Source organism: Paracidobacterium acidisoli (genome assembly GCF_003428625.2).
In the GTDB taxonomy this organism is placed as follows: domain Bacteria; phylum Acidobacteriota; class Terriglobia; order Terriglobales; family Acidobacteriaceae; genus Paracidobacterium; species Paracidobacterium acidisoli.
In genome coordinates this window covers 689,017-711,097 of sequence record NZ_QVQT02000003.1, presented here as the reverse complement: position 1 = coordinate 711,097, position 22,081 = coordinate 689,017, and the positions used below count along the sequence as shown (strand labels likewise).

The 22,081-nt window shown below is 56.9% G+C and carries 17 protein-coding genes and 1 pseudogene; 10 read left to right on the top strand and 8 right to left on the bottom strand.

Features of this window, described 5'->3' with window-relative positions:
• Positions 1-183 precede the first annotated feature (183 nt).
• From D0Y96_RS10690 to D0Y96_RS10685, 3 genes and pseudogenes are all read left to right on the top strand, one after another.
• Positions 184-525 (top strand): annotated as a pseudogene (locus tag D0Y96_RS10690) (SUMF1/EgtB/PvdO family nonheme iron enzyme).
• Positions 526-598: 73 nt separating this feature from the next.
• Complete coding sequence (locus tag D0Y96_RS20730; protein ID WP_350449032.1) at positions 599-862, top strand: hypothetical protein; 264 nt, start codon at positions 599-601, stop codon at positions 860-862.
• Complete coding sequence (locus D0Y96_RS10685) at positions 814-1,311, top strand: hypothetical protein (protein WP_252263647.1); 498 nt, start codon at positions 814-816, stop codon at positions 1,309-1,311. The genes D0Y96_RS20730 and D0Y96_RS10685 overlap by 49 nt, the downstream gene beginning before the upstream one ends.
• A gap of 209 nt (positions 1,312-1,520) precedes the next feature.
• On the opposite strand, the gene D0Y96_RS10680 is transcribed toward D0Y96_RS10685, so the two are convergent.
• The 5 genes from D0Y96_RS10680 to D0Y96_RS10660 form a co-directional block, all read right to left on the bottom strand.
• Positions 1,521-1,886: a family 16 glycosylhydrolase gene (locus tag D0Y96_RS10680; protein ID WP_350449040.1), complete on the bottom strand. Its 366-nt coding sequence runs from the start codon at positions 1,884-1,886 to the stop codon at positions 1,521-1,523.
• On the bottom strand, positions 1,805-2,125 hold the full coding sequence (locus D0Y96_RS20725) for a family 16 glycosylhydrolase (RefSeq protein WP_350449039.1): 321 nt from the start codon (positions 2,123-2,125) through the stop codon (positions 1,805-1,807). The genes D0Y96_RS10680 and D0Y96_RS20725 overlap by 82 nt, the downstream gene beginning before the upstream one ends.
• Positions 2,126-2,261: 136 nt before the next feature.
• Positions 2,262-2,438: a hypothetical protein gene (locus D0Y96_RS10670; RefSeq protein ID WP_158562340.1), complete on the bottom strand. Its 177-nt coding sequence runs from the start codon at positions 2,436-2,438 to the stop codon at positions 2,262-2,264.
• A 12-nt stretch (positions 2,439-2,450) separates the two neighbouring features.
• Positions 2,451-4,109 carry a hypothetical protein gene (locus D0Y96_RS10665; RefSeq protein WP_158562339.1) on the bottom strand — a complete coding sequence of 553 codons (1,659 nt, stop codon included), beginning with the start codon at positions 4,107-4,109 and terminating at the stop codon, positions 2,451-2,453.
• 345 nt (positions 4,110-4,454) lie between these two features.
• The gene (locus tag D0Y96_RS10660; RefSeq protein ID WP_117299492.1) at positions 4,455-4,814 is read right to left on the bottom strand and encodes a nuclear transport factor 2 family protein; all 360 of its coding nucleotides are present in this window, start codon (positions 4,812-4,814) and stop codon (positions 4,455-4,457) included.
• A 123-nt stretch (positions 4,815-4,937) separates the two neighbouring features.
• Here D0Y96_RS10660 and D0Y96_RS10655 point away from each other — a divergent pair, with 123 nt between their 5' ends.
• The 3 genes from D0Y96_RS10655 (at position 4,938) to D0Y96_RS10645 (ending at position 9,797) form a co-directional block, all read left to right on the top strand.
• Positions 4,938-5,762 (top strand): MerR family transcriptional regulator, encoded by an 825-nt coding sequence (locus tag D0Y96_RS10655; protein ID WP_117299490.1) that lies wholly within the window; start codon positions 4,938-4,940, stop codon positions 5,760-5,762.
• Positions 5,763-5,978: 216 nt separating this feature from the next.
• Positions 5,979-9,260, top strand: coding sequence for a glycoside hydrolase (locus D0Y96_RS10650; protein WP_158562338.1), 3,282 nt, complete (start codon positions 5,979-5,981; stop codon positions 9,258-9,260).
• 39 nt (positions 9,261-9,299) lie between these two features.
• Positions 9,300-9,797 (top strand): RES family NAD+ phosphorylase, encoded by a 498-nt coding sequence (locus D0Y96_RS10645; protein ID WP_117299484.1) that lies wholly within the window; start codon positions 9,300-9,302, stop codon positions 9,795-9,797.
• Positions 9,798-10,090: 293 nt separating this feature from the next.
• Here the strand turns inward: D0Y96_RS10645 and D0Y96_RS10640 are convergent, their stop codons facing one another.
• The 3 genes from D0Y96_RS10640 to D0Y96_RS10630 form a co-directional block, all read right to left on the bottom strand.
• On the bottom strand, positions 10,091-12,058 hold the full coding sequence (locus tag D0Y96_RS10640; protein ID WP_117299482.1) for an alpha-L-arabinofuranosidase family protein: 1,968 nt from the start codon (positions 12,056-12,058) through the stop codon (positions 10,091-10,093).
• 160 nt (positions 12,059-12,218) lie between these two features.
• Positions 12,219-13,916, bottom strand: coding sequence for a carboxylesterase/lipase family protein (locus D0Y96_RS10635; protein WP_117299479.1), 1,698 nt, complete (start codon positions 13,914-13,916; stop codon positions 12,219-12,221).
• Between the two features lie 112 nt (positions 13,917-14,028).
• Positions 14,029-16,593 carry a glycoside hydrolase family 3 C-terminal domain-containing protein gene (locus D0Y96_RS10630; protein ID WP_252263646.1) on the bottom strand — a complete coding sequence of 855 codons (2,565 nt, stop codon included), beginning with the start codon at positions 16,591-16,593 and terminating at the stop codon, positions 14,029-14,031.
• 618 nt (positions 16,594-17,211) lie between these two features.
• On the opposite strand from D0Y96_RS10630, the gene D0Y96_RS10625 reads away from it, so the two are divergent.
• The 4 genes from D0Y96_RS10625 (at position 17,212) to D0Y96_RS10610 (ending at position 21,900) form a co-directional block, all read left to right on the top strand.
• The gene (locus D0Y96_RS10625) at positions 17,212-17,397 is read left to right on the top strand and encodes a hypothetical protein (RefSeq protein ID WP_117299476.1); all 186 of its coding nucleotides are present in this window, start codon (positions 17,212-17,214) and stop codon (positions 17,395-17,397) included.
• Entirely contained in the window at positions 17,394-19,202 is a 1,809-nt protein-coding gene (locus D0Y96_RS10620; protein WP_117299474.1) for an alpha-L-fucosidase, read from the top strand. The genes D0Y96_RS10625 and D0Y96_RS10620 overlap by 4 nt, the downstream gene beginning before the upstream one ends.
• A 455-nt stretch (positions 19,203-19,657) precedes the next feature.
• Entirely contained in the window at positions 19,658-21,451 is a 1,794-nt protein-coding gene (locus tag D0Y96_RS20720) for an RHS repeat-associated core domain-containing protein (RefSeq protein ID WP_215601618.1), read from the top strand.
• Between the two features lie 11 nt (positions 21,452-21,462).
• A complete protein-coding gene (locus D0Y96_RS10610; RefSeq protein WP_147325011.1) occupies positions 21,463-21,900 on the top strand; it encodes a WapI family immunity protein in 438 nt (145 codons plus the stop codon).
• Positions 21,901-22,081 lie beyond the last annotated feature (181 nt).

Genomic DNA, 22,081 nt, shown 5'->3' with positions numbered 1-22,081 from the left:
GATCAGCATCAGGAGCTCCAAAAGTCGAACAACAATTAGCTGCAGGCGCGCAATCTCACCGCTGTCCGCCTCCTGGAAGGCTCGAATACTGTTTGAAACTGATTTAGAAACAGCAGCGCCGATTGCACTTTTAGGTCTGGACCAGAATTATCGCATAACGATCTAATTTCCTGATTTTTAAGTATGCAGCGAAAGCGTCGCACCTCTCGCGGAAGAGGATTGAAATCGGCAGACGATGGCTACGCCGGGACCTGCCCTGTCGATGCTTTCCCACCCAACGCCTATGACCTCTGCTCCATCACCGGCAATACGTGGGAATGGTGCTCCGACTGATTCAGTGCGGACTTCCACAAAGACGGCCCTCGCCAAAGCCCGACCGGTCCGCCGGCTGGTGAGATGCGCGTTGTAAAAGGCGGATCTTTTCTCTGCCACAAGTCCTGCTGCAACCGCTACCGCGTGGCAGCCCGCACTTCCAATACTCCGGACAGCTCTGCTTCAAACATGAGCTTCCGTTGTGCGTTTTAGACATCCTCTGTCCTCCGTCGTGAAACAACATAACGCCTGCACCGAATGGAGCCAATCCGCATCCAACCGGCACATGTCACGAGTTCTCAGGAAGAAAAGAGTGCCGGACATCGTGACTGATCCGGCGCTTTCGGCGAAGGAAGCAGGGTTGCGGTATGTCTCCGATGCTCAGCCAGGAATGCGGCGGAAGAAGTCCGGAAAGGGCTTCCGATATATCGATGCCGAAGGCAAGCCGGTTCGAAACGAAGATATTTTGCGGCGAATTCGCTCGCTCGTCATTCCACCGGCATGGACGGACGTCTGGATTTGCGCGAATCCGCGCGGCATCTGCAGGTAACCGGGCGCGATGCGCGGGGCCGCAAGCAGAGCCGTTACCATCCGCGATGGCGGGCGGTTCGCGATGAGACCAAATATGAGCGGATGCTGCTCTTCGGGACAGCTCTGCGGAGGATTCGCACACGGCTGGAGGAAGACCTGGCCCTGCCCGGACTGCCGCGAAACAAGGTCCTGGCGACGATCCTGCGACTCATGGAGCGGACACTGATCCGGGTGGGCAATGAGGAGTACGCGCGAGACAACAAGTCATACGGGCTCACCACCATGCGCGCGAAGCACGTGCAGATAAACGGGTCGATGGTCGTATTCCGTTTTCGTGGCAAGAGCGGCAAGCTGCACACGGTGGGCGTGGAAGATCGACGGCTGGCGCGGATTGTGCGGCAGTGCCAGGATCTTCCGGGATACGTTCGGCTGAAGATACAGCACTTCCCAACGGTGGTGACCGGGTGATGGAATCTGGCCCCCCCCCGCCCATACTGAACCAGACCTTTGGGAGCTTCCCGGCCGCTTTCGGAGGTTGCGCGGCCTGACCTGCTCCGCCTGCAGCGGCAAAGCACAACAGTGCTATCGCACTCAACTGACACAGACTGCGGAGAATACGGCTCTTCATCACGTTCCTCGCTGTGAATGTAACATCTTGATCGAACCGACGATCTGGATCAGCCGATACGTCGAATCCAAACTTTATTAGAGAGCAAAGCGCGCAGCGACTCTACGACCATGTCGTGGCCCTCGGAATGCTCCAGTACGCCGGGATAGATGAGCGCGCTGGAGAACATGACATTGGCAGGGGCGATGACGGTGTTGTTGGTGACGGCGGCTGCCACGGGCTCTCCGTCGATTTCGAAGATCAGCTCAGTGGGAGTCCAAAGCATGCCGTAATCGTGGAAACCCGCCGAAAGATTGTCGATGAACGTGGCGCCCCACCCCATACCGGTATGCTTCACGCTGGAATGCGCGTTGGACGGATACTCCTGCAGGCCGATGTGATCATAGCTGGAATACCGGACTTCGGAGACGTCAATCTCGAAATAGTCTTCAATCGGGGCCGGGTCGCGGTGTTCATCCAGAACGCGTTGTTCATTCCCTTGATGTCGGCAATCTTCATCGTGGCCTCATAGAGGCCGTAACCGTAATTTGCCTTGCTCTGAATTGAGCCGGTGGACCATTTGAGGCTCTTATTGCGACAGTCAGCCTGGGCAGCAAGGGTCTTCAATCCTAGACCGCCACTCGTCGCCTCCACGTTGCCGGGCCTTCTGCACATTCCACTGTCATCCGACATCAATCTCCAATCCGCCTGGAGCTCGGCGGGATCGGTAAATTCGTTGAGAAGATGGGCGGCTTGTGTCCATATCGATAGCTCGCTATGGCGGCGCGATCGGCAGCCGTACGACCGTCTTTTACCGTACGGCTGATCCGGAGATCCCCATGTAACCGGGCTGGAAAGGGTTGACTTGCTGTGTGCGGCAGGACCAGTACGCATTGATCTGCATGGCAGCAACCTGCGCCGTCGCCAGCCCGGCAATGAATATGCCGCCGAGAAGGACGGAACCTGCGACGTATTTTGTTACATCCATGTTCAAGCTCCCTCACTTTGGGCTCAGGCCAGGCTTGCCGGCGGATTTCGGATGCAATGCCGCTAACCAGTTCAACTTGATCTTTTGCCGAAACAAGACACGCTGGTACGGACCATGGTTCACGTCCGAACGTACGTAATAGAGATAGGGTGTGTCCGTAATCGTCATAAAGTTCGCATCAGTCGATTTCGGATCGATGAGTGAAAAGTACGCATACGACCAATTGCCTTCAGGCTCACGACGAAGCATCTGGTTCATGGTTAGTGCCAGGGCAGGTTTGCTCCAATGCACAAAGTCGGGCGATGTCGTGAAGTACACCCCCGGCGGACCATACGCGGTCTCCACCGGAGTAAATTGCGTCCCAATGAACAAATGCGCTGCCGCGTAGTAGTTGAACCCGGTCAGAAACTCGATATTCGGTGCCTGGGGACAGAGATGCGACGCTGGGTTCGTTATCGGTCCGCGGTAGGGATCGGTGAACACAACATTGAATCCCTTTCCGTCCCAGCCGCGCCAGGACGATGCATCGAGGATATTCGCCGTGCGAATCGGGCAGGTACCTCCGGGATTCAGACAAGGCCGCAACCCCTTGCCGTTGCCACAATTGGGCGGCCACGGCCATCCGCTCATAGCGGTGTAATACCAGTCGCCAACCTTCACGATATTGGCATCGACACTGACACCTTCCGGCCCCTGATTTACCTGATACTTATATGGAAGGCTCAGGAAATAGTTCGCAGGCGGCTTCGGACGAGCGAAATGATAGCCGCCATCTTCCGACAGGTTATATGTCTGCACGTTGTACCAGCAGTTAATGGTGTCCGTTTTGCCTGCACACTGGCCATGCTCCCAGCCGTGATATTCCATGTGTCCCAGCGCCACGATCCGCTTGCCATCCACGCTGTAGAACGAATTGAGCCAGGTGTAGTCATTGAAGTCTGCAATGTTTCCGTCATGCGGAGTCTGATAGACAACCTGACAATTGTGCTTCACGGTTTCGAGTGTTGGCCCGAGCCCGGCGCGCGTGACATAGTGCGACGCGATCAGGTGGATCGTTCCTTTGTAGTCGCGGAAGGCGCGGGCCGCGGCGTCCGGAATGTCGATTTGCTCGCAGGAATCTTTTCTGGTGTCGAAGGCCGCCACAGCAGGACCATCGAGAAAGCTGGGCGTGGGAGGATCGGGCGGCCATTTGGGGCTGGGATATGCAAACCTCCCCGATCCTGCCAGCAGGGAATTGTCGACGTTGCCCGCAAGCGCGATGCCGTGGATGAAGAGCTTCTTGTTCTGGAAGCTTCTCAGCAGTTGGTTGGGCAGCGCAGTCCTGAATCGGTGCTTGCCGCCACTGGCGTCATGGCACTCGCGGTCAACGGCAGGCTCGTTGTCTAGATTGGCCGTGTCTGCCATGACGTACACGCCAGGCGGCTTGCCGCCCGCCGGACCGCCTGCGTAGAGATTGATGCTAATGGGGCCGCGAATGCCCTCCTGACAGGCCCAGCCGTGCACGTAGTACTGGTCGCCCTCGAAGGCCACGCCATCAATGACACCGGTCACGGGTCCGGCATGGGAGTTCTGAGCTTGCGCTGCCGGGGAGCAGACTGCAAGCTCGATCCCTCCCGCTGCAAGGGAAATAAACAGCCAGAATAACCTCAACTTCCGTGTGGCACTGGGCATCGCGACCTCTCAGTGTCTATCAGTGATAGGCAGCAGGACTGTGCATGTTGCGCGTTTCAAAACTACGGCAGACTCGAAGAGAATTGAACCCTCGATTGTTAAGACCCCAAATGGAATCGATTGTTTTAGTCAGATTCTTGCAGACCAGACAGACCTCAGGATGGACCTGTTATAAGCATGTGGGAAAATGGGCTTCACCTGCTCATTGATCCTGGATTGACGTCAAATCGCCAAGTATCAAATCGAGATGGCTATCTCTGGCTACCGCGCCTCAATGAGCGACCTGGCCCGTTCGCAACAGTTGAAATCTGACGCTCTTCCGTACAAGCGTGCCGTCCTCGTTCTTCAATAGGGCGACGGCTGGTTGAAGATGATGGCCAGGCTAACGATCTTGCCATCTCTGATCCTGAAGTAATTCGTCAGTATCAGTTCTTCAGGCAGGTTTGTCTTGTCATATTCGCCGTCATAGACGGCACGCACAATGGTGTCGCCATAGTGATCGATGACCTCTCGTACATCCATGGTCACTTTGTCGCCTACGATCTCCCTGGATAGCCACCGGCGAATGGCGTCTATACCCACGATCTCCCTCCGGTTGTCGTTGACATACGCATCTTTCGCAAACGTGTTGATGATGGCATCGAGATCGAACGCATTCACCGCCTTGATGTACTCGGCAATCACGCCCTTAAGTTCAGGTTGCATGTTTCCTCCAGATTGAACACAGCCTCGTGGCTGCTACATTCATCCTTCGCCATGACGTTGGAGGAGGGTCAAGAGCGTCTTTGCGATTGACTCTCCCCCTGCGGGAGAGTTGACAATGGCTGCATGTCGTTACTCCTTGCGATCGGTGATTTTGCGCGCGCGACGCATATGACCGTCAAGACTTTGCGCCATTATCACGAGAACGGGTTGCTGGAGCCTGCCGAGGTGGACACCAGGACTGGCTATCGCCGATACACAGCAGATCAGATTGCGACAGCTCATATCATTCGCCGGTTTCGAGAGCTCGATATGCCCTTGGGCGAAATCCGTGCGGTGTTGACCGCTCCCGATCTCCAGACCCGCAATGAGCTGATCGTGGACCACCTGAACCGCTTAGAGAGCCACCTTGCCAGGACGCAGGGAGTCGTGGCGTCTCTTCGTGACTTGCTGCAGCAACCGGCATCTGTTCCCCAGATACAACACCGCAGCATCAGGGCAACAGCCTCGGCCGCGATCTCAAAGATGCTCGACGTGAAGGACGCCTTGTCCTGGTATCAGGGTGCGCTGGCAGAGCTGCATGCCACCCTGGCGGCTCAGCGCGCTCAGGCATCCGGGCCGGCAGGTGGCGTTTTCTCGAACGCGCTGTTCTCAGATGGCCGTGGAGAGGCAACGATATTCATCCCCTGCGATACCCCGTTTCGCTCCATCGGACGGGTAAGACCAATGCTTATCCCTGCAAGTGAAGTCGCGATTATCCTGCATTCAGGCACACATGCGGACATCGATCTTGCCTACGGCGCGCTCGCAAAGTACGTTGCCCAGCACGAGTTGGCGGTGGTTGGTCCTATACGCGAGCACTACGTGATCAGCCCCTATGACACAGCGGAGGAATCGAAGTGGCGAACCGAGATCGCGTGGCCGATCTTTCCAACTGGAGCGCGCGTTTAGCGTTTCTTTCCTCGCCATCCGTCCACACCGCAAAAAAACTCCGTTCGCGCATTATCGCCGATACGGTCTTCGACCTCAAAGGCCCTGGGCTGAGCGGCGTTCAATGTTAGCCTTCCATTGCGGCCTCTTCGGTGTCGGTCCACTTTGTTGTCTCGCTCGATTTCAAGCGCGTCAACTTTGGCAAGAGAGCCGGGTTTAAGCGATTGGATGCTGGACATGATGAATTTCATCCGTCTTCCGCTTGTTCGACACGCTGCCGTCTGTGCCATGGCGGCGCTCTTGCCCCTGGGCGGTCACGCAGGTGTTCCGGTAGCTCGAGGCACATACCTCGTCGGCGGCGCTCAGACGCATGCCGCCGTCAACCCATCCAGGTTAGTTCCGAAACTGGAGATCGGCATCGACCGATCCAACATGAGCACGGAATGGACGCTATCCCCGCCCGCCGAGCCGAACATTTATCCATTCAATGGTTCTTACAATGGAACCGGCATTTTTGAAGCGAGACGTGTGGCGGTTTTCGACGGGGTCGCCAAATTCCATCCGCAATGGTTCCGGGATGGTTTCGGCCAGGATTCGCCGCAAGGCGCGCAGTTGTTTGTCGACATGGTCAGGCAGGTGCATGCGCGGGGCATGAAGCTGTTGGCCGTGGTTGGTCACAGCGCTTCGGATTTCGATTCGAAGGACTATATCAATCCCAGGGAGAGCGGATGCCAGTGGGGAACCTACCCGCTGAGCAAAATTAATCTCTCCAAGCTCGAACAACGCGTGCGCGTGTATTTCGACGCCGTCAAGAATGCCGGCCTTACCGTCGACGCATTCGAGATTGGCAACGAGCTCGATCTCTACTGCAACGATGCCGATATGCCCAGGACCTCGGAGTTCGCGGCGCACGGCTGGAAGTGGTTTCTGACGCCCGCGCAGGTCCACGCATTCGCCGCGGGCTACGCACCCTTTCTCAAAACCTATGCGCAGCTGATTCGGAAGTACTTCCCCACTGCCAGGATCATCACCTGCGGCATGTCGAATCCCACGGGCAATTCCGCGGCGCTCATTCAGGCGTTGGCAAACTTCACTGACAGCTCCGGCAAGACCTTCGACTACACCAGTCTCGTCGACGGTTACGGCACGCACACCTACCCGCCTTCAGACACAACCCAGCACATGGTGCAAAACGCCACATCCGATCTGGCAGCGCAGGGCGCACTGCTTCCGCATAACCGAGATAAGCCTATCTGGATTACGGAATGGAGTGAATCGGCCTCGGTCTTCTGGTCCAGCCACAAGTGGTCCTACCAATATGACGCTCACGGCAAGCCCGGAGGCGACCTGAACCTTGCCGCCGGGCCCTATCAAGCCATGAGTCGCGCCCAGGCCATCGAGACCTTTCGCAAGGATGTGATCGAACGGCTGCGGACTCAGCCCAAACCCGTCAACATCGGATACCTTCTCTACTATTCTTACGATTCTGAAGGGAAGACCGACATGTGTGACGGCACCGGCTTCAATCGCAGCCGTAACATCAAGGGCACATGCTTCAACGGCCTGATCGATCCGGTCACGGGAGATCCACTGCCGGACATCGCTCTTGCGCTGACGGGCCAGCCACCGGCAAAGGAGGAACCGAAGGCTGCGGCCGCTGTTCCCGAGATGCTGATCAACACCGGTCGCATCATGCCCCGGTCCGCACAGACCTTTCGCGGATGGGGCATGTCGCTGGCTTGGGAGGCGAACGACCTCTACGGCGGTGGCCGGCAGACCGCACAGATCAAAGACCCGAAGATTCAAAGCCAGTATATGGACCTGCTCTTCGGGGATCCGGCAACGCGCCTCACGCTGGGATTCAACATTGCTCGCTATAACATCGGAGGCGGCGACGATCCGTCTCACACGCACATGCGTCCCGACGCTCAGATGGAGGGCTATCAATCCAGTCCGGGTGCAGCCTTCGACTGGAGCAGGGACGCTTCGCAGCGGCGGATGCTCCAGGAAGCTAAGAAACGGGGAGCCAACATCTTCGAAGCTGCCTCGTATTCCCCGCCCTACTGGATGACGGTCAGCGGCTGCTACTCCGGGAGCAAAGATGGGAAGCAAGACAACCTGCGGCCCGAGATGCGGGAGAGCTTCGTCAACTATCTGGCGACTGTGGTGAAACACTTTCAAGATGCGGAAGGAATCCGTTTTGAGAGCGTCGAGCCATTCAACGAACCGGATGGCGGCTGGGAGGCCGGCGGAAGACAGGAGGGGTACACCGTTCCCGTCGCAACCCAGAACGCGGTCCTTCCAGTGCTGGCAGACCGCCTGAAGCGCGACGGCGTGAAGACCTTTGTTGCGGGCGTGGATACGAACAACATCTACTCGGCTGTGAGCATCGGAGGTCAGTTAAGCGGCGATGCTCTGTCCGGAACAGCCCGGCTCAACACGCACGACTACCATCCTTTGGTCGGCGACGTGGCAAAACTCAGGGAGTTGAGAGCTCTCGCGGAAAAGCTGCACAAGCCGATCTGGATGAGCGAACTCGGCTGCTGCTTCACCAACCAGGGAGACAAGAGCGATATGTGGGGCGCGCTGTTCATGGCGGATTCGATCCGCATGGACCTGCGCGACATGGGTGCGGAAGCGTGGGTGCTCTGGCAGCCTGACTGGGGCGTGATTGCCTTCGATCCCAAAAGCGGAGAGCCGCACTTGCAGAAGCAATACTATGCACTCGCCCAGTACACAAGGTTCATCCGTCCAGGGTTTCAGATCATCTCGGCCGGAGGAGCTTTTCATACCCTCGCCGCGTACTCGCGCTCGGCGAAGCGCCTTGTGCTTGTGACGACCAACTGGGACACGCCGGCTGGGAACGACCTCGACCTCACGGCATTTACCGGGCTGCCATCCTCAGTAACGGCCTACCGCACAACCGCAGACGAGCCGGTCAGTCTGCGCGAGGAAAAGATCGCGGTCTCCGCAACGGGACGCATCGTGGACTCGCTTCCGGTTCGCTCCATCACTACCTATGTCGTCGATGGTGTTACGCCGGCCGCAAATGCTCCGGCCAGCGCCATCGAAGGCACTCATGAGGTTGTCTCGCAAGCCACCAGGCTGTGCATGAATATCACCACCAATTCCACGAGCCCTGGCGGCGCCATTATTCCCTATTCCTGCGGAGCATACAACAATGAGGAATTCAATTTCGTCGACGAGGGAGGCGGTTTCTATTCCATTCAGACCGTCAATGGCGCTGCAGGCCTGTGTCTGAACGTGTCCAACGGCGTGGGATCGCCCGGAGACGGCAAGACGCGCGGAGGTCCGGGAAACCTGATTCAGTGGGATTGCGGCAATGGCTCGTTGCCCGCAAACGATCTCTTCGAGATGACGCCCGCGGGCGAGGGCAGTTATCAAATTCGTGTCAGGAGCAGCGGGCTCTGTCTCGAAGACCCTGGCCGCGGAGGCACATTCAGGCAGGACAGGTGCAGTCCGACACTTCCGAATCAGCAATTCACCTTGACCGAATAGATTGATGCTTCAGACGCATCGGGGAATCGGAGTTATGGCATGAAGAAACTTGCCTGCCTCATCATTTTTCTCGAATGCATATTGCTGATGCCACTGGCCTCGGCGCAGGCCAGGGATGCAGTCGTCGGCGTAAACCTTCTGAATCACCCTGAACAATTGACGCCCCAGGAGCAGGACACCATCCTGGACAACATGAAGAATGCCGGAGTGCGCGTTATTCGCGCCGGAATCATCAACAACGACCAGTACCTCGATTTCATTCAGCGCGTATACGCTCACGGCATAAAGATAGCATTGCTCAGGATTGAAGGTCCCGATATCAATATGCCGTCAATCGAAGTGCAAGAGTTGCCCGAAAACTGGCGGACACGCCTGGAAGCAACGCGCGATCTGGGAACAATATGGCTGGAGAGCAACGAAAGCGTTCTGCTTCGTATTCCAAGCGTGATCGTTCCGAAGACGATGAACTACCTCTTCAACCCGTCGCACAAGCAGGCCTCGGAATTTCGCATTTTAGAAACGATCACTTATGGTTGACAGCCAGGATGATCGCCGAGAGAGATCGTAGTGATGCATAGGTGCTGCTCACGCCTTTATCGGTACCATAATTTTTCAGGGTCCGCTTCTTCGGTTTGCCGCTCAGAGGCTGGCTTGCAGGAATAGTCGAAACCCGAAAGGGTTTGCAGAAGATTCTCTTCATGTCGCTTTCCTCTGGTCCTAATGACGATGGCGATGATGGCGGGTTCCTGAGTCGTTACGCCTGGCTTCAGCACGGGTATCGCGGTGAATGTGCAACTCCTGGCAATGATCCTGATGAGGGTTGGCCGAGCTTAGGTTGTGCGGATCTCGAGAACAGCCACGGTATAGGGATCAAGGTCAATGGTAAGATCTTTTGCGTACGTGACCGGGCGGGACACAGGAGCGATGACATCAGGGCTCTCCAATGAGGCCTGAGCGTTGAGTCGTGCGTTAATAGTGTGGAGGATCGCGGTGGCGCGCTCGGGAGCGGCCTTTCCCTGCAGGCGAATGAGAAGAGTACTGCGATTGTCGCGGTAGTTAACCGCCTTGATGACGATGCGGCGATTGTCATCGCTCGCGGTGGCGATGGCATCGACGGAGTCGGGCAGCCAGCCGGAGGGAATCCGGGTGGAGATTTTATCGAAGAAGAATGTGCGGTTGGCGGCGTCTCGTACAGAGCCCGTAGCGGAGGCCAGATAGCGCGGAGCGAAATGCTGGCGGAATAGCTTCTCAACTACGTAGCTTGCACCCGGAAACCAGGAAACGTGATCGTGATAGATAGCCGAGGTCCACTTGGGATCATCAGTGGTGTTGCGCATGAGAAGAGCGGGGCAGGTCATGGTGAGGCCCGGGCTCAGCTCTTCATACAGGATGAGACTGCCTGCAGCGTGGAGACCGGCGCGCCAGTCATAGGTGTGCTGGAGGCTCCATTCGAGGACCGCTATTTCAATGTTCGGATGTCCGGAGGCGCGGACATAATCGCAGAGTTTCGTGAGGTAGCCGCGAATGCGGTCAATGCCGGACGCGAAGTTGTCCGGCTCGTACTCATAGTTGTGGCAGCCGAGAATGTCGAAGTTCTGACCCGCAATATCGATGACCTTCTCACTCCAGTCCATATCGCTGGAACGTTTTTGACCGCAGGCCACAATGCGGGCGTTGGGAACGATGGTACGAAGGCGATTGCCATATAAGTTGACGATTTCGGCATAGGATTCCGGCGTGAATCCGTTGTTCATGGGCTCGTTGTCGATCTGGAAGTAGCGGACATTGTAAGGCTCGGGATGGCCGTTCTGTGCGCGCAGGCGGCCCCACTCGGTCGAGGATGGGTCGTTGAGATAGTGGACCCAGCTCATGGCGTAATCGAGATCTTCTTGTTTGGTTGTCGGAGCAGCGAGGACAATGAGAGGTTCGCAGTTGAGACGCCTGCAGAGTCCAAGGAACTCGTCGGTGCCGAAGCCGGCGTAGCCAGAGTAGTTACCCCAATAGACGTTTGGATGATAGCCGCGAGAGACATAAGGGCCGATGGCTTCCTTCCACTTGTACGTGGACGCAAAGGAGCCTCCAGGCCAGCGGATGAAGGACGGCTCGAGACCACGGAGGGCGTCGAGGAGGTCGGGACGGAGCATCCCGTTGTGGCGGACATCGGAACGCATGAGAGAGACGAAGTCGATGAGGAGCGCGCCATGCCCGGTAGCAATGATCTCGATGGAGGCCTGGGTATCACGGAGATGGCTGGTGAACGAGAATGGGAGTTCGTGCCAGTCGGTTCCGGTAAACGCAAGCGGAAGTGATGCGATGACGTTGCCATCTGAACTGAGGATGCGCAGGGTGAGCTTCGGAGACCCATTTTCTTTCTTGACCCAAAAGGAGCCATCGTATTTCGTGTTGGCCTCAACAAAGATGCGTCTCTGCCGAATGCCTGCCTCTCCACCGTCGACGCGAAGGCGCACGCTCTTCCTGCCGTTCTGGAAGTCGAGCTCGGCAATTTCGACATGGCCTTGCTGAGAGATGGGCTCCCAATAGGTCTGAAAGTCCGGACCTTCGAAACCCGGGCCACGGATCTGCTCGGCAAAGAGACCATCTTCCACGGAGTGATTGATGTGCTCCAGGAATTGACCGTAGATGCGCTTGTCTATGGGGACAGACGCGCGATCTGTATCAACCACAAGCACAGTAACGCGCGCTTCCTCTGCGGCAACATCGGCAATGAGCGGGGTGGAATGAAGTGAAACTGTTGCGACGGCAGCAGTTGAGTGGATGAGGAAGTTGCGTCGGTTCATGCCAGGTGTAGTCCTCGACTTTTCTCCGCTGGATGAGTGCATTATCAAGCTTCCTGATCTGTTCGGCGGATGGGCGTTGTGCTGTGAAAGCCCTGCGACATGCGTCGTTCGCACCGCAGACTCACGCACCATTCGCGACATCAAGAACCAAATCAACAGTTCATGCCAATATCAACTTCCGAATCTGTCCCTCGGGATCGTTCACCATACGGCATTCGTTATCCCAGACCATCGTCCTGTTCGTTTCAGGATCAGTTGGATCCCAGGTGAGTCCCGATATGCCTGGCTTTCCGGTTGCGGCGAACGCGGCCCAGGACGCCGCCATATTCTTCGCCAATGCCTGTGCTTCGGGTGTATTGCCCGTCCCTTGCTCACAACGCCTGGTGTTGTCGAAGCAGAATTGAAGCTCGGCGGTGTGCCACGCTCCACCCACGCCGTCCAGAATCTGCGTCTGCCAGGTGAAGTAGTAGGCGTAGGCGGGAGCGGCCTTCAGCTCGTGTTTCAACCGCGCCATCTTCACTACGTTGTTACGCATGGAGAGGCCGTTCAGCCCTGGTCTGCCGCTGCACATATATGACAACGTTCGAATCTGTTTGTGCGGATAGGCGTTCTTCAGCGCACTTACGATTGCGGTTGCCTTTTCGTCGCCATAGGCTTTGGCAAGGTTGGCATGCCACTCCTCTTCGGTAGGCTTTGAGGACATCTGATTGCCCTCCTCGCTGACAGAGCCGATGAGAATCGGAACATTTTTCGAAATTTCGGGAGCAGCATCGAAAAAGGAACGCATGTTGATGACTTTGCCGTCGACGCATGGTGACCACCCAACCCGCGGTGTGCCCGGCGCTCCCGGTCCCCCCATCGGCGGGCCCGTCGGATTAATCTTCGCCGCTGCCGCATTGCCCGCTGCAAACAGCTTCGCCCACTCCATCTTCTGCAGAGCTCCCATGTCATTCGGCGCAAGCCCGAGTTCTTTCATTACCTGCCGGGATAGTTCCTTCTGCTGATCTCTGCCGGGAATATTCCCGCCGCCGCCCGACTGCGCCGAAGCACGATGGAACAACCCCACCGCCGAAGGCATGCCCATTAAAGTTGTCACCTTCGACCCGCCGCCCGACTGCCCGTAGATCATCACCCGATCTGGGTCGCCGCCGAAATTCTCGATATTTTCGTGAACCCACTTCAGCGCCGCCACAAGGTCCGTCATACCGACGTTCACCGAATCCTCATACGCCGAGCCGCCAATTTCGCTGGCATCGAAGAACCCGAGAATGTTCAGGCGATGATTCACCGACACCTGCACCACATCGTGATGGCGGGCCATCTGCGCGCCCTCGTGCGATGGCAACTCGTATGACGACCCAAAGCTGAACCCGCCGCCATGCATGTAAAACATCACCGGCCGCTTTCCCGTCAGACTCGGCGTCCAGATGTTCAGCTTAAGCATGTCCTCGCTTTGCCAACCGTCATCCCAGTCAAAGAGGAACGTTTGCTCGATGCCCGTCCAGGTATGCAGATTCTGCGGGCAGTTCGCACCGTAGATCAGTGCCGGATATTCATCGTTCCACGGTGCTGGTGGCCTGGCTGGAAGCCAGCGATTCTCCCCGGCCGTGGTTGCGCCATAGGGGACACCTTTGAAGGTCAATACACCACCGTCCAGAAAACCACGCACCTTGCCGTACTGCGTTTTCGCAACCGCCGAGCGCGGCGTAGAGACGTTGCCGGGCTCCTGGTGCGCCGCTGTCCTGGTGCTGTCAGAGGCGAGAGCGGACTGGCTGGTTGCAATGTTTACTGCCGCAGATGCGGAAAGAAGCAGCGCCTCGCGGCGAGTGAGAACGATACGGCTTGAAGATCCCGACATGAATGCCTCTCCTTTACATATCGCCTGCCGATAATCAGGCAGATCGTTTCCGATGCAATTGCAGAACCTGTGTTACTTACGCCGGAGTCGTGCTGCCGACCGGCAAGCTGCGTTATTCAGGCAAAGCATACTGACCATCGATGTGGAAGTGACCGGTAGCGACAGGCGCTGTTGTCTCAGGCTGGCCTCCACCGATGCTGATCGTGTAATCCCCTTGCGCAATAATCGGATCGCCGTCTTCCGTGACCATGCCCAGATCGCGTGGCTTCAAATCAAAATGAACCTGCCTGCTCGCACCAGCTTCGAGGTGAATACGCTGAAAGCCGCGCAGAGCAACGCGGGGCGCTCCTTTAACCTGGGGAAACCTGAGATAAAGCTGCACAACCTCGTCCCCCGCAGCCTTGCCGGTATTGGTGACCGTGACATCAGCGCTGAGGGGTTGTCCGGCGGCAATGGCAGATGTGGGAATACTGAGATCGCTATAGCTGAATTTCGTGTAGCTCAGCCCATAGCCGAAGGGGTACAGCGGCTTGCCGCTGAAATAGCGATAGGTCCGATTCGCCATCCCGTAGTCTTCGAAGTTTGGTAGCTGGTCGACACCCGTGTAGAACGTGACCGGCAGCCTGCCAGCGGGATTGTTCTTACCGCTCAGCGTCTCTGCGACAGCCGCACCTCCCTCTTCGCCGGGATACCATGCTTCCACAATCGCATCAGCGTGTTGGTTGATCCAGTTAACCGCCAGAGCACTGCCATTCATGAGAACCACAACGAGAGGCTTGCCTGTAGCCGCCACGGCTTCCACCAGGTCTTCTTCCGGCCGAGGCAAGTCGATGCTGGTGCGGTCCCCGCCCAGAAAGCCGGGCTCGCTCACCGGCATCTCTTCGCCTTCCAACTGACTGGTAATGCCTGCAACGGCAATGACAACGTCGGCGTTTCTGGCAGCGGCAATCGCCTCCGGGGATGGGACATTATTCGCCCTGGTCCAAATCAGCTCTGCCTGTGCATTGCCGTTTCTGGCCCCATAGGTGAACTCAAGCGCAACTTTGCGGCCTTTCTCAAGGTGAACGCGGCCTGCCTGGGAAACAGGTTCGTTGCCGCCACCGTAGGTAAGAGTGACCTGCTTGTCGTCCACTGCGAGTCGGCAGAAGCCCTTACAGCGTATACCCAGCAGGAAGTCGCCTGATTCATTCGGCGTCAGGAATCCCGACCATTGCGCCCCGAATGTTTTCTTCTCCGCCACCTGGGATGGGAGGTTCTCCTTAGTGAGCTTTACGTTGGGCTCAGTACGGCTCAGGATTTGGACAGGCTTCGTCTCAGATCCTGGCCCTCCGCGCATGCCTTCGTTGTAGTCAGCCTTCAGTCCGGGCTTGCCGTCTGGCGTGGTCAGAAGGGAATCCGGTACAGGTGTTCCGTCAGTGCGGAGGAACTGCGTTCCAGGAACGTATGTAATGGCCGCATTTGGAAACTCAGCCTTGAGGCCATCCATGATCGACACGATATGCGTGGGCTGACCCGCATAGTTCCCGATCAGCGGCTGGGTCTGATCGGCAAGTGGACCGACAACAGCGATTTTCCTGATTTCCGGCTTCAGTGGAAGAAGCCCGTCATTTTTCAGTAAAACCATCGATTCGTTTGCGAGTTTGCGCGCATGCTGACGGTGTTCGGCGCTGTCCAGTTCCTTCTCATCGATCTTCGTGTAGGGGACCATGTCAGGCGGATCGAACATGCCCAGCCTGATCCGTGCGGTAAAGAGGCGAATCAGCGCTGTATCGAGCGTACTCTCGGGCAGATATCCCTGTTGCACGGCATCGATATACGCCTTCTCGACCGGGTCGCCAAAGCGAGAGGTAAATGTTACGCACTCATTATCCATACCGCGAATGACTGAAATTGCCGCGCCCTGTGCCTGGCTCGCACGATAGCGATGATTGGCGGCAACATCGCGGACTGCATCGCAGTCGGACACTACATATCCCTGAAAGCCCCATTTGCCGCGCAGCTGATCCTGCAGCAGATATTGATTCGCGCATGCCGGCTCACCATTTATGGCGTTATATGCGCACATGATCGACCCGGCCTTGCCTTCCACGATCGCCGCGCGGAATGCGGGCTCGTAGGTATCCACTTCGTCGTGCTTACTCACATCTACATCCGCAAAGTGGCGCGTCGGTTCCGGCCCGCTGTGCACGGCGTAGTGCTTCGGCGTCGCGATAGCAAGGTAGTACTTCGGGTCATTCCCCTGCAATCCTGTCACATACGCGACACCCATGCGGCTCGTCAGATAGGGATCTTCCCCATAGGTTTCCTGCCCGCGGCCCCAGCGCGGGTCGCGGAAGATGTTGAGATTCGGGGACCAAAAGTCGAGGCCTCCCATGATCCCGGTGTGTCCTTCTCGCAGATTTTGCACATGTTTGATGCGGCCTTCGATTCCAATCTGTGCCGCCATGGTGTGAATTCCCGGCGCATCAAAGGTGGCCGCCAAACCAATCGGCTCAGGATACTCGGTGACACCCTCGTTAATGACCCCGTGAAGCGCCTCGCTCCACCATTGATATGCCGGGATATTGAGACGCGGCACTGCGGCGGAGTTGTTTTGCATTTGGGTAGCCTTTTCCTCGAGCGTCATGCGATGCACCAGGTCGGTCGCCCGCTGCTCCGCTGAAAGCCGGGAATTCATATAAGGGAGCGTCGCCGAATCCTGAGCCGCCGCACTTTGCAGGGTCGAGCCAGAGAAGAGCACTCCTGCACACACAAGTACACAGCCGGTAATTCGCTTCATTCTGCTTTTCATACGTTTCTCCAGGCGAATGAGTAATGAATGATTGCGGGCCTCGTGCGACAGACATCAGGTCTCATTTGGCAACGTAGTTCCGAGCGTCCCTCCGGGTACCTCCCACATTCGATTTGCATCTGCTGCTCGCTGCGATTCTCCATCGCCTTCCAGTCATGCATGAGTCGCGCTGCAGTCGGCCCAGCACAACCGCTTCCGCATACTCGCGGCAACCCCCCGTAAAGGACAGATTCCTGCTGAAGAACGGCACCCGCGATTCTGGCAGCTCCCCGTAATTCGAAAAACAGCAGGACCAGACGAAACATGTCTCCCCCATGCACCCTCCAGCAAACGCTTTCCCGGCCGCCTTCAGCCGCTATTCTACGAAGCGTCACCACGCTGGAAAAACGGAGTCATCAGACTATACAAAGAGCATGGCGCTGAAAACAAGATAATAAATCGCTTTATTCAGAGAGGTAGCTGGTATACGATTTCCATCGTTCCTTTTCTCCCGGAGAACGGCTCATGAAAACCTTTTCCAGCGTTGAGCGCATGATGGGGCACGGCCTGAAAGACTTCGCACCGCGACTGTTTAGCCGGTGGCGATTTCATGATGACGAACCTGAGGTCGTTCATCACAAGCGATGGGCGCCGCTAAGCTATGAGATTCGCCATGCTGAACAGACCGACAAAAAGCGAAGGAACATATGAAAAGAAGGAAATTCTGCAAATTTCTTGCAATGACAGCCGCTTCCACGGCCCTTCCTTCCTATGCCCGGATTTCGGCCGGCGGTCAATTCGGCTCGTCGTCAGGATTCAATCAATACACACAGGACTACGCCGCGTTTTGCGCGCTGCCACCAGAGAAGAGGATCTTTTACAAAGTGGCCGACGGCAGGATCGTCGAGATAAAACTGGATGAGTCCACGTGGCAGCCGCCGGTATGGAACTACAATCCCTCTCCATTACAAGTGGCGGGCGGCACATGGGATGATGTTCCGCTGCAATCACCGATCGCCAACCTCGCCGGCGAAGGCCCCTTCAAGCCGACCTGGGATTCATTGCTCGAGTATGAAGCTCCGGACTGGTATCGCGATGCCAAGTTTGGAATCTGGGCGCACTGGACTCCACAATGTGTCCCCGAGGCGGGTGACTGGTATGCCCGTAACATGTACATCGAAGGGCAACGGCAGTACAAGTATCACCTTGATCATTATGGGCCGGCATCGCGCTTCGGGTACAAAGATCTCTGCGCGCAATGGACACTTCTTAATTGGGATCCCGACGAGTTGATCGCACGTTACAAGAAGGCAGGCGCAAGAATCTTCGTCGCCCTGGCTAACCATCATGACAATTTCGACGCGTGGAATTCGAAGCATCACCCCTGGAATTCCTCAGCCCTCGGTCCACATCGAGATGTGGTCGGCACATGGGCAGCTGCGACCCGCAAGCAGGGACTGCGATTCGGCGTTACTGTACATCAGGCCAGAAACTGGTGGTGGTTTCAACCCTCTCACGGTGCCGACAAGTCCGGACCTCTTGCCGGCGTTCCTTACGACGGAGCCCTGACTGAGGCGGAGGGCCGGGAACAGTGGTGGCAGGGGCTCAATCCGCAGAATCTTTACTGCGTGAAGCATCCACCCGAGGCGCTGCCGGATGTCTCATACGTCAAGAACTTCTACGATCGAACGCGCGACTTGATCGATCAGCACAATCCCGACCTTCTCTACTTCGACGACTCGCTCCTTCCGCTCGGCTGGGCTGGAATGAATATCGGCGCCTACTTTTACAACAGCAGCCTGAAGAAAAACGGCGGCAAGATGGACGCCGTCCTGAACGTCAAAGACGTTCCAGACCGGCTTGTCAAAGCAGTCGTTGCCGACTATGAGCGCGGTTTGACCGCCGAGATTATGAAGTATCCCTGGCAGTCGGAGACCTGCATTGGCGGGTGGCACTACCAGCGTTCCCTGTATGAGAAGCAGGGCGAATACGGAGGCTATCTGCATCCGCGCGATGTGATTCACTGGCTCATCGATACCGTGAGCAAAAATGGCACCTTTATCCTCAATGTACCCGGAAGACCAGACGGAACCATTGACAGCAAGGAAATCGCAGTGCTCGATGGCATAACCTCCTGGATGGAGGTCAACGGCGAAGCTATCTATGAGACGCGGCCGTGGAAGATCTCCGGTGAAGGCCCCAATATGGTCAAGGCCGGTTCGTTCCAGGGCGGGAGCGTGAACAAACTGGGTGAAAAGGACATTCGCTTTAGCCGCAACAAGCCAAACAGCATCATCTATGCGATGGTGCTCGGTTGGCCCGCCGAGCCGATCCTGGTGCAGTCGCTCGGACTGTCTGCTGCGACAAGCCCTGGTAAAGTAGCGCGCGTCGAACTTCTTGGAACAGACGTAACGCTCGACTGGAGCCAACAAGCAGACGCTCTCCAGGTACAGCTTCCCAAAAGCTATCGCCCTAAAGTGGACTATGCAGCTGCTCTCAGGGTCATGCTGGCTTGAGCGAGCGCAGCACGCCTTGAGCCTGTAAAGGCACACAAGCAGCTTTCATCCACGGCATCGTTCAGCAATCTCATGCCGGGGCCTGACAATGGATATCTCTCTCAGCGGGGACCAGCTTATCCATTGATGCTGGCCTCCGGCAACACATCATCTATTGAGTATTGAGCCGCTCTCCGCTATGCCTTGGCCTCATCGTGTGCCCGGAAGCGGAGAACGCTCAATCCGTGTGCCGGTAAAGTGTCCTTGTTGCGGCGGTCTCGCGTGATATTTCGGTCAATCTTCTCAGTCCAATATCGACGGTTCGTCCTCGGCTGTTTGTAGTGCATCGGGCATCCATGCATATGGTCACACTGACTATCAATGGAGTTCCCGTCTCCGTGAATTATGGTCAGGGCTCAACGGCTTGTTCGGTTGCCTCTGATCTCGCCTCCGCCTTTAATGCGCTTCCTGGAGCTGTGGCAACTGTCACGCCGCAGGGCTCCTCTCCCTCCTGCTCCAATAACCAGGAGAATCTGCTCATAACCGCGAACCAGACGGGCTCGGCCTCCGACTATGCATACTCGGTCACCGGCAGTTATGACACGCAGGACTTCAACCAGCCTTCGTTTAATCCGACCAGCGGCAATCTCAGTGGGGGCAGCGACGGCACCCCCTCGCAGAGCATGGTCTATAACTACGTCATTACTCCCGCTAATGGCCCGAGCGGCTATGCGCCGAACGGCAATCTGGTTTCGTATACGGATTATGTCATGGGCACGTGGAACTTTGGATATGACACGCTGAACCGCCTGACTATCGCTTCTACCAACTCCACGAACAGTCCGTACTCAAACTATACCTGGGTCTACGATTCCTTTGGCAACCGCCTGAATCAGTACGGCTCGAGCCAGCCGCTTCAGGCTAATCCGAATACAACCTGTTCAAACCAGGCGGTTCCCTCAGGAGTACTGTCTAATGTTTATACTTGTCCGAATGGCCTGAATCAGATTGCCAGCACCAACGCAAGAACTATTCCTGCGACGCCATCCTACGACGCGGCAGGGGACATGCAGGGTGATGGTGAGAACCAGTATCTGTACGATGGGGAGGGCCGCGTCTGTGCAGTGGCTGCCCCTTCGATCAGCGGAGGCACGTCGTGGACCGGCTACCTTTACGATGCGGATGGCAACCGGGTGGCGAAGGGGACGATCACGCAGTGGAGCTGCAATATGGCCACCAACGGCTTCACGCTGACGGCCAGCTATGTGCTCGATCAGTCAGGCAACCAGATGACGGAACAGGACGGGCAGGGCAACTGGGTGCACACGAACGTTTATGCCAACGGCAGCCTGATAGCTACCTACAACAATCAGGGGCTGCACTTCCGCCTGACCGACTGGCTGGGCACACTGCGCGCGCAGACCTCGGCCGACGGAATACTGGAGGAAACCTGCGCCAGCCTGCCCTTCGGCGATACCTCCACCCCATGCGTCAGCGCCACAGAACAGGTCTTCACCGGCAAAGAACGCGATACCGAGAGCGGCAACGACTACTTCGGGGCCAGATATTACAGCAATGCCATGGGACGGTTCATGTCGCCGGATTTCGACGACCTCGATGACGGTGGTCCCGAGCCTGTACCGTACGCAGACCTTGAGAATCCGCAGACCTTGAATCTTTATGAATATGCGGGGAACAACCCCCTGATTCATATTGATGCCGATGGGCACTGTTGGCCGCAATGGCTTTGCGATTTTGTTAACGAAGTAAAGAACGAATTCGTTTATCATGAATGGACCACAAATACGAAGCAAGCTCAAATACACCAGCTCGATCAGCAACGGGCCCAGCAGCGTGCAGCTTCGCTTTGGCAAGAGCAGCATCCAGGGCAACTGTACCCAGGCAGTATTCAGCAGGATATTGTTTTCCCAATTGGGCTCGAGGGACTTGGCGGGATAACTCTAGAGGAGATGCCGGGACGCGGAACGGGTACCGATCCCAGCACGCCGATTGGGCGGCGAGGAAACCCGATTGATGTCACACCGGGCACAAACTCCCCTGAGGTAATTAACGGGCGGAAGTTCACGGGCCACGCGTTGGATCAAATGCAAGGAAGAGGCATCCCTTCGTCAGTCGTAGAGGACGTCATCACGAATGGTACGCCCGGACCGGGCAATGACCCCGGAACGTTTACCCATACTGGTGACGGTGTTCAGGTTGTAACCAATTCAACGGGCGACGTGGTGACTGTAAAAACGGTTTCGCGGTGAGGAGGATGAGCATGGAGGCACTGCTGTCAGGTGAAGGGGGTCGGCTAATACTCGCCATCGATGAGTATGAGAATAGTCATGCGATGGCAGTTGATGACCGCAATTGGCTCCGGGCAGCCCTTCAGGTTACCGCTGGACCGTTTCAAGGCTCAATCTCTCTTGCGTTGACGACAGTCGAACTGGAAAGGCTCTGCCGCCAAGTTCGCGAAATTGCGAAGTCGTTAAAAGGCAGCTTGAGCTTTACCACGGTCGAGGGCGATTGGGACATCAGCCTGGCCTTAGAAGGATCGTCTGCTGTCGTGGTGAAAGGTGAGGTTCGATCCCCCGATGGAGATGGAAGCGCCGTGCGCTACCAATTCCGCACGGACCCGATTACGCTCGAGACTTGGGCCGAGAAACTCGGAGCATTAGTACGGAAGTTCCCGGCGGTGCAGGGGCAGCCGTCATAGCGGTGAACACGAAGTCTGGTCCCCATCTGTGACGCACAAAGAACAACGCTGCTGCGCAGCGGCTGGAGCAGGGACACTCCACCCCTCCTGCGCTCATGTACGCCCATTTGCATGAGCTGTCCTGCGTGTGACATGCTGAAAGGCTTCCTAAACATTCCGGGAAGAGCGATGAATGCAGTAG

Excerpts from the sequence above, each read along its gene's own strand:
- D0Y96_RS10640 (WP_117299482.1), bottom strand. The coding sequence starts at position 12,058 with ATGAACCGACGCAACTTCCTCATCCACTCAACTGCTGCCGTCGCAACA.
- D0Y96_RS10655 (WP_117299490.1), top strand. The coding sequence starts at position 4,938 with ATGTCGTTACTCCTTGCGATCGGTGATTTTGCGCGCGCGACGCATATG.
- D0Y96_RS10665 (WP_158562339.1), bottom strand. The coding sequence starts at position 4,109 with ATGCCCAGTGCCACACGGAAGTTGAGGTTATTCTGGCTGTTTATTTCC.
- D0Y96_RS10670 (WP_158562340.1), bottom strand. The coding sequence starts at position 2,438 with ATGGATGTAACAAAATACGTCGCAGGTTCCGTCCTTCTCGGCGGCATA.
- D0Y96_RS10610 (WP_147325011.1), top strand. The coding sequence starts at position 21,463 with ATGGAGGCACTGCTGTCAGGTGAAGGGGGTCGGCTAATACTCGCCATC.
- D0Y96_RS10645 (WP_117299484.1), top strand. The coding sequence starts at position 9,300 with ATGAAGAAACTTGCCTGCCTCATCATTTTTCTCGAATGCATATTGCTG.
- D0Y96_RS20725 (WP_350449039.1), bottom strand. The coding sequence starts at position 2,125 with ATGTGCAGAAGGCCCGGCAACGTGGAGGCGACGAGTGGCGGTCTAGGA.
- D0Y96_RS10625 (WP_117299476.1), top strand. The coding sequence starts at position 17,212 with ATGAAAACCTTTTCCAGCGTTGAGCGCATGATGGGGCACGGCCTGAAA.
- D0Y96_RS10635 (WP_117299479.1), bottom strand. The coding sequence starts at position 13,916 with ATGTCGGGATCTTCAAGCCGTATCGTTCTCACTCGCCGCGAGGCGCTG.
- D0Y96_RS10630 (WP_252263646.1), bottom strand. The coding sequence starts at position 16,593 with ATGAATTCCCGGCTTTCAGCGGAGCAGCGGGCGACCGACCTGGTGCAT.
- D0Y96_RS10660 (WP_117299492.1), bottom strand. The coding sequence starts at position 4,814 with ATGCAACCTGAACTTAAGGGCGTGATTGCCGAGTACATCAAGGCGGTG.
- D0Y96_RS10620 (WP_117299474.1), top strand. The coding sequence starts at position 17,394 with ATGAAAAGAAGGAAATTCTGCAAATTTCTTGCAATGACAGCCGCTTCC.
- D0Y96_RS10650 (WP_158562338.1), top strand. The coding sequence starts at position 5,979 with ATGATGAATTTCATCCGTCTTCCGCTTGTTCGACACGCTGCCGTCTGT.
- D0Y96_RS10685 (WP_252263647.1), top strand. The coding sequence starts at position 814 with ATGGACGGACGTCTGGATTTGCGCGAATCCGCGCGGCATCTGCAGGTA.
- D0Y96_RS20730 (WP_350449032.1), top strand. The coding sequence starts at position 599 with ATGTCACGAGTTCTCAGGAAGAAAAGAGTGCCGGACATCGTGACTGAT.